The organism is Streptomyces sp. LS1784, from assembly GCF_020103755.1.
Taxonomy (GTDB): Bacteria; Actinomycetota; Actinomycetes; order Streptomycetales; family Streptomycetaceae; genus Kitasatospora.
This window is the reverse complement of record NZ_JAHSQD010000509.1, coordinates 1-6,062: the sequence shown is the minus strand read 5'-3', so window position 1 is coordinate 6,062 and position 6,062 is coordinate 1. Positions and strand designations below refer to the sequence as shown.

Genomic DNA, 6,062 nt, shown 5'->3' with positions numbered 1-6,062 from the left:
GACATCCGCACCTGGATCAAGAACTGGAACGACAACCCCACACCGTTCACCTGGACCAAAACCGCAGAGGAGATCCTCGACTCCCTCGCCCGATTCTGCCGACGAATCTCTGGCGCAGGACACTAGCGTCGCTCGATCCACCACATGATGAGCGCGATGCAGGAGCTTCCGGCCGCGGTGGCCGCGCCCTTGAGCGCCTGTGCCGCCAGCTGTTGGGTGAGACGGCGCAGGCGGCTGGAGGCTCGGGACGGCACGGGCAGCGGCTGGTTGGTGGGCTTGTTCGTAGACTCGTACATGGAGACCCTCCTGTTCGTGGGTGGGGACTTCGCGCGCAGGAGACCGTCCCGGCCTAGCCGGCAAGCATCCGGCCGGGCGGCTTCTGCTGCGCGCCAATACGCTAGGGGAACTGGCGGTTGGTCCGTCGGGCCCACGGGCTGGGCCCGCGCTGCTGTGTCGCAGTGTTTTGCCAGGTCAGTGGAGTTGTCGGCTGGCATCGGCGTTGCTCGTAGACGTAGCAGGCCGGCCGCTGCAGCCTTCGCGCAGCGCACTCGGAAGCTGTAAAACGGCTGGTCAGCGCTATAGCAGGCCGTCATAAACCTCATGCTTCTGCTTCCTGGTCGGTGGTTCGTCCCAGGTTGCGTGCGGCATCAGGATTTGGTCGAGTCCGGCCGGGGCTCGGGAAGGTGGGCCCTGCCGGGTGTGCGTAGGTGCCCTGGCCGTCCACGGCTGTGGCCGCTTGCGGATCGGTACTCACCGGCGAGCAGCTCGACTGGCTCACCGCACTCGGACTCGACTGGCACTGCCCCGGCCAGGCCCTGTGGCCGCCAGGAAGCACCCCGGGCCACCCCTGCCCAGCCCGTGCCCGTCCCGTCGGAGAACGCGGCGGACAGGCCCGGCGGAGGCGGCCTGACGGTCTTCTGTGTGAGGTTCCCTGCGGCAACCGCGCGCAGCGCCGGGCTGCGCGCCGAGCCGAAAGGGGCACCCTGCGATGACGACATCCAGGAAGAGGGCGAGGACCGGGGCGGAGCCGGGCACCGAGCCACGGGAGGTGGAGATCACTTGGGCGGTGCTCGCCGCGCTGTTCCAGTTCCGCATCGCCACCGCCGAGTGGCTTCGCCGGCTGACCGCCCCGGACGCGGGTATCGAGAAGATGCGGGCGCGGCTGCGCCGGTTGCGTAGCGAGGGCCTGGCCGCGGAACTGGTGCTGCCTCAGTCCGGGAGGACCAGGGGCTGGTTCCTGACCGAGCACGGCGTGCGGATCGCTGGTGCCTTCTCCGAGTTGGCGCACATCCCCGCCCCGCGGACGCCCGGGGACGAGACCGCCTTCAAATACACGTGACGGGCCGCCCCGGACCCTCCAGACCGCTCTGGCCTGCGGACTCATGTGATCACCGGGACTTTGAAACGCCCCTGGGTGCGCGCTGCATCCCATTGCTCGTGGCGCGCACCGCCGGGCGTATCGGCAGCCTCGCCCGCCTCATCCGCGAAGCCGCCCTCACCGCGATCCAGTACCCCCAGGTGCACGGGGCACTTCTACGGGGCCAGGTGGCCCACCACTGCGGCGAGCTTGGCGGGGTGGACCACGGCGGTGATGTCGGTGATCCGGCCGTCCGCCACGGTGAACGCGAGGACCGACAGCGGGGTGCCGTCCTCGCGCCAGGAGACGACCCCCGGCAGGCCGTTGACGATCGCCGCCCGTCCTCGCGTGGCGGCTCCGGCGGCGAACTGAGCGCTGGCGGCGACCTTGGTGGCGCCCAGGGTGACGAAGACTCCGTCAGCGGTCTCGGCACTGAGGCGGACCTCGGGGTCGAGGACCCGGAGCAGGCCCTCGAAGTCCCCGCCGCGGGCCGCCGCCAGGAAGGCGTCGACCACCGACCGCTGTTCCCGTGCGACCACCACTTCCACTGCCGGTCGCTCGGTGCGCTGCACCTTCCGGCGGGCCCGGCTGGCCAGCATCTTGCTGGCGGCGGTGGACTTGTCGAGGATCCGGCCGATCTCCTCGAACGGGACGGCGAACAGGTCGTGCAGGACGAAGGCCAGCCGCTCGCTCGGGCTGAGCGTGTCCAGGACCACGAGCAGCGCCAGGCCGACCGAGTCGGCGAGCGCCGCAGCCTCCTCAGGGGCGGGCGCATCGTCCAGGGCCACGACCAGCTCGGCCAGCTGGTCGTCGTAGGAGGCCTCGGGCCGGGCCTGGCGCGAGCGCAGTACGTCCAGGCTGAGCCGGCCGACCACGGTGGTCAGCCAGCCGCCCAGGTTGTCGATGCTGTCCGCGTCCTGGCGGGACAGGCGCAGCCATGCCTCCTGTACCACGTCCTCGGCGTCCGCCTGCGAGCCGAGCATCCGGTAGGCGACCCGGCGCAGCCGGTCGCGCTGGGTTTCGAAGGTCTGGGCCACCGGGTCGGTCGGGTGGGTGTCGGTCATGGTGTTACCTCTCTCGAATCCGTTCCGTCATAGGTGATGACGGGCCCGGACGGGCACCGGTAACCGATGAAGGAGCGGGACCGATGGAAGCACGCATGACCGGCACCCCCAACCCCGACCTGATGATCGCGATCAAGCACCTCTACAAGGCGATCGGCGCCGGCGGGGTGGACCAGCGCCTCCTGTCCCTCGTCCACCTGCGGGCCAGCCAGATCAACAGCTGCGCGCCGTGCGTGTACGCGAGCGTGGCGGGAGCGAAGAAGGCGGGCGAGACGGACGAGCGGCTGCACAGCGTGGTCGCGTGGCGCGAGACGCCGTTCTTCACTGACGGGGAGCGGGCTGCCCTCTCTTTGACGGAGGCGGCCACCCGGATCCAGGACGGCGCGCCCGGGGTGACCGACGCGATCTGGGACGAGGCGGCCGACCACTTCACCGAGGAAGAGCTGAACGCGATCATCCTGGAGATAGCGCTGACCAACTTCTTCAACCGGATCAACCACACCATCCGGGAGCAGGCGGGCAAGACCTGGTGAGGCGGAAGGTGGACGGCGCCCTCATCAGGGCGGGAGCGGGTGTGTGGCATTGACCGTCCGGAGGATTCACCTGCTGTCGCGTGAGTGATCTCCAGACAGGTCAAGGGGCTGATCACGAAGAGTGATATGTCAGCTGGCCGTCCGTGGGGAATGCGAGCCGGCCGCTGTCAGTCGGCAACGCGGCCGGTATGTGCCGGGCGCACCATGACCAACGGCCCTGCAGGGCGGAGAGCCCCGGTTGTCCGGACCGTCGCCCAGAACCGCGCCCACCCCCGCCCAGCAAACCCCCAGGAGTCGGTCGATGCCGGGCTCCAGGGCGTGCTGGCGGACATCGGCGGCTGGTGGCCGGGCGGTGGAAGGAGGCGTTCGAGGACCTGGACGAGGACGTCTTCGGTGAGGCCGCGCAGGAGGCCCGGCAGGAAGGGCGGGACCCGGGCCGGGCCGTTGATGTCCTGGTGCGGAGTCTGATCAAGTAGTTGGAGGACTGGAGGAAGGCCGGCGGCGAGTTGGAGGAGGCGCTGCGGGCTTCGGCGCTGGGGCGGCCGCGTACCTTGGTGACCGGCGCCAGTGCGCCACCAATGCTTTGACCTGTGAGAACGTCGATACCTTGATGGCTCACCAAGGTTTCTGGGCCCGGCTGCGGATGCAGCAGTTCGGTGGTGACGTCGGCCGGCGCGGTGCTGCACCGGGGCCCTGGACGGTGCAGCGCGCAGCACAGTGCAGCTCGTAGCGCTGCACCGCCGAGGGCGCGACGGCGTCCGGCCGGGACAACCTGCTGCATCTCGGGGACAACCAGGCCGGGCTGCCCGGGACAACCTCCGGCAGCAGCGCCAGGACGAGGGGGTGCTGCACTCCCTCGTCCTGGCGCTGCACCGCGTTGTTGTCGTGGTGCAGCGCCGGGTGGGCGGCGGCCTGTGCGACGCGCGGCTCTGACATGCACCGGTGAGTTCGGCGGGCGAAACTCACCGGTCGCCGGGCGGAGACTCACCGGCCTGCCGTGATCGGTTCGACGCTGGTGGTGAGTTCACCGGTCATGACGAACGTGGCCGTCCGGGTGGACGAGGTGGCCGTCGGGGACGAGGACCAGGGGCAGCGGGAGTGGCAGCACGCGGTGAACGACGTGCTCGCCGAGGCGGGTGAGGCGGGCCGGGTGGGTGCGCGAGCTCGCCAAGCGGCAGGCGGAGGAGTGGCACCGCACGGTGCTGGAGCGGGCCGCCGACGCCGGCGAGCAGGCCTGCGGCCGGGAGGTCGTCCTGGGCGGCGAGGGGCAGCCCATCGATGTGGGTGGCGCGCTGGGGGTGCATCCGTTCCTGGAGGCGGTCAACGGCGGCGCGGGTCTCAGCGTCATCGACGTGGCGGTAGCGCTCCGTCGACATCGGCGAGACGTGCCCGAGGAGGTACTGGACGACATCGCGGTCCGACCCCGCGCGCAGCCAGGAGGTGGCGGCGGAGTGGCGCAGCATGTGCGGGCGGCAGGTGTGCCGGGCGGTGCGGGTGAGGTGGTCGAACAGGTCCTTTGGTGTTCGGGTAGGACATCGCCTGGCCCAGGGGTGGGCGGAACAGGTTCACGAACGCCGTCTCCGTGTCGGCGGCCTCTGGTATGGCGTCGCGTTCCCATCGGTAGTCGGTGTAGGGGGTGGCCAGGTCGGGGGTGACGGGGGTGGTGCGGGGTTTGGGGGTCTTGGCCAGGGCCTGGTTCGGGTTGTCGCTGCGGCGGTGGACGTGGGTGTGCGGGCCGTCGGTGGTGCAGCCGAGTGTGTGGGAGGAGGCGAGGAGGTGCATGTCCTGGCGGGGCGGCCCGGGCGCTTCGCCGATACGGATCCCGGTGCAGGCCAAGAGGGCGATCAGGAACCGGTCCCGCGCCAGGGGGGCGAGGTCGATGATGTGGGTGGTCTGCTGGGAGGTGAGGTCCTCGTAGCCGGGCTCGGTGATCCGGAAACGGAACGTGGCGGCGTTGACCGTGCGGAACTGGTCGTTTTCCCCGTATCGGAGCCGCCGGGCAGCTGGGTGAGGTGTTTGCTGGGACAGTACGTCGGCGATGTTCGGTGCGGCCCGGCCGTTCGCGATCGCGAACCGCAGGAACCCGGCGGCGACGGTCATCACGAGGGTCGCAGTGTTCCGCGATCGCACCCGCGGCCTGCCGCTCGGCGGTTGGTGCGGCGGTCCCGTGGCGGTGTGTGAACGGGACGGGAGTGGTTCGGTCACCAGCCAGCGCTGGAAGCCGGACAGTGGCAGGGACGACGGCGTGCGCCAGTCCAGGCGCTGCTCGGCGCGGTAGGACAGGAACAGTGCCACACGGCTGGCGTAGGTTTGCTCGGTGTTCGGCGACAGGCCCCGGGCCCGCAGCGACGCCGGGAACGCCGTCGCCTCGACGTGCAAGGCTACGGTGGTGGTATCCGTGACCATCCACCGCACCGAACCATCTGCCTCGCTGACCGCCCGGTCCGCCGCCCAGATGCTGTCCGTGACCGGCACCGTCCGAGCCCAGCAGCCCGGACTGCCGTGTCTGCTGGCAGCCCGTCACCTCTGACGGGGGCAACCGCACCAGACGTCACCCATCAATCGGCCCCGGCCGGTACCGTGCACTCCCCTCCAGGCCGGACCCGCATCAAACACGCCCCACATCCTGGCCGCCCCCAGAAGACATCAAGTCCTGCGACAGCGGCCGGGCGTTTTGTGGGAGGCGACGGGCCTCCGCATCGGGCTCGGTAGCGAGATCCGTGGCCGGCGCCTGGGCAGATCCGGTGGTTGTCGACCATGGATCCGCCGCATCGTCGCTCCCGCTGCTCAGGCCAGGTCCGGCCCGGGGCGACGGCCCGACTCCACCGTCATGACCTGGGCACTCGCCTGTTGCCCACCCCTGGTTGCCGGGCTGACCGAACGGGCCTGCCCTCACCGGTAGCGAAATCAGCGTACGGGGCGGGGCGGCTCGCTGGGGGTTCGGTGAAGTTCGTCAGGAGGTGTGTACTCGGCGTGACGTGGCGCTCCCGGCGGCGCCGCGCCCCGGTGCCCGGCGGGAGAGCAGCAGTGCGGGCAGCAGGGCGAGCGCGAGCAGGGCGGCGGCCCAGCCGTAGGTGTCCCGGAAGGCGTCCGCGAGGCCGGGGGCGA

The 6,062-nt window shown here is 70.7% G+C and carries 8 protein-coding genes and 1 pseudogene; 4 read left to right on the top strand and 5 right to left on the bottom strand.

The features are described 5' to 3' along the window. Window positions 1-122: 122 nt before the first annotated feature. Window positions 123-296, bottom strand: a complete 174-nt coding sequence (locus KS423_RS36180; protein ID WP_224283984.1) for a hypothetical protein — start codon at window positions 294-296, stop codon at window positions 123-125. Between the two features lie 752 nt (window positions 297-1,048). Between KS423_RS36180 and KS423_RS36175 the strand changes: the two genes are divergently transcribed. Beyond that, window positions 1,049-1,339: a replication-relaxation family protein gene (locus tag KS423_RS36175; RefSeq protein WP_224283983.1), complete on the top strand. Its 291-nt coding sequence runs from the start codon at window positions 1,049-1,051 to the stop codon at window positions 1,337-1,339. A gap of 194 nt (window positions 1,340-1,533) precedes the next feature. Here the strand turns inward: KS423_RS36175 and KS423_RS36170 are convergent, their stop codons facing one another. Beyond that, window positions 1,534-2,421, bottom strand: a complete 888-nt coding sequence (locus tag KS423_RS36170; RefSeq protein ID WP_224283982.1) for a sigma-70 family RNA polymerase sigma factor — start codon at window positions 2,419-2,421, stop codon at window positions 1,534-1,536. An 83-nt stretch (window positions 2,422-2,504) separates the two neighbouring features. Between KS423_RS36170 and KS423_RS36165 the strand changes: the two genes are divergently transcribed. Beyond that, a complete protein-coding gene (locus tag KS423_RS36165) occupies window positions 2,505-2,954 on the top strand; it encodes a carboxymuconolactone decarboxylase family protein (RefSeq protein WP_224283981.1) in 450 nt (149 codons plus the stop codon). 341 nt (window positions 2,955-3,295) lie between these two features. Continuing rightward, entirely contained in the window at window positions 3,296-3,430 is a 135-nt protein-coding gene (locus tag KS423_RS47665; RefSeq protein ID WP_263455611.1) for a hypothetical protein, read from the top strand. A gap of 139 nt (window positions 3,431-3,569) precedes the next feature. Here KS423_RS47665 and KS423_RS36160 read toward each other — a convergent pair whose 3' ends face one another. The 3 genes and pseudogenes from KS423_RS36160 to KS423_RS47660 all read right to left on the bottom strand — a co-directional run. Further along, window positions 3,570-3,890 (bottom strand): hypothetical protein, encoded by a 321-nt coding sequence (locus KS423_RS36160; protein WP_224283980.1) that lies wholly within the window; start codon window positions 3,888-3,890, stop codon window positions 3,570-3,572. Between the two features lie 88 nt (window positions 3,891-3,978). After that, complete coding sequence (locus tag KS423_RS36155; protein ID WP_224283979.1) at window positions 3,979-4,125, bottom strand: hypothetical protein; 147 nt, start codon at window positions 4,123-4,125, stop codon at window positions 3,979-3,981. 229 nt (window positions 4,126-4,354) lie between these two features. Further along, a pseudogene (locus tag KS423_RS47660) lies at window positions 4,355-4,465 on the bottom strand (transposase); the annotation flags it as partial. Between the two features lie 887 nt (window positions 4,466-5,352). Between KS423_RS47660 and KS423_RS47655 the strand changes: the two are divergent. Beyond that, window positions 5,353-5,484: a hypothetical protein gene (locus KS423_RS47655; protein WP_263455610.1), complete on the top strand. Its 132-nt coding sequence runs from the start codon at window positions 5,353-5,355 to the stop codon at window positions 5,482-5,484. Window positions 5,485-6,062 lie beyond the last annotated feature (578 nt).

Bases quoted from the DNA above. Each gene is read 5' to 3' on its own strand.
- KS423_RS36180 (WP_224283984.1), bottom strand. From the start codon at position 296: ATGTACGAGTCTACGAACAAGCCCACCAACCAGCCGCTGCCCGTGCCG.
- KS423_RS36170 (WP_224283982.1), bottom strand. From the start codon at position 2,421: ATGACCGACACCCACCCGACCGACCCGGTGGCCCAGACCTTCGAAACC.
- KS423_RS36165 (WP_224283981.1), top strand. From the start codon at position 2,505: ATGGAAGCACGCATGACCGGCACCCCCAACCCCGACCTGATGATCGCG.
- KS423_RS36160 (WP_224283980.1), bottom strand. From the start codon at position 3,890: ATGTCAGAGCCGCGCGTCGCACAGGCCGCCGCCCACCCGGCGCTGCAC.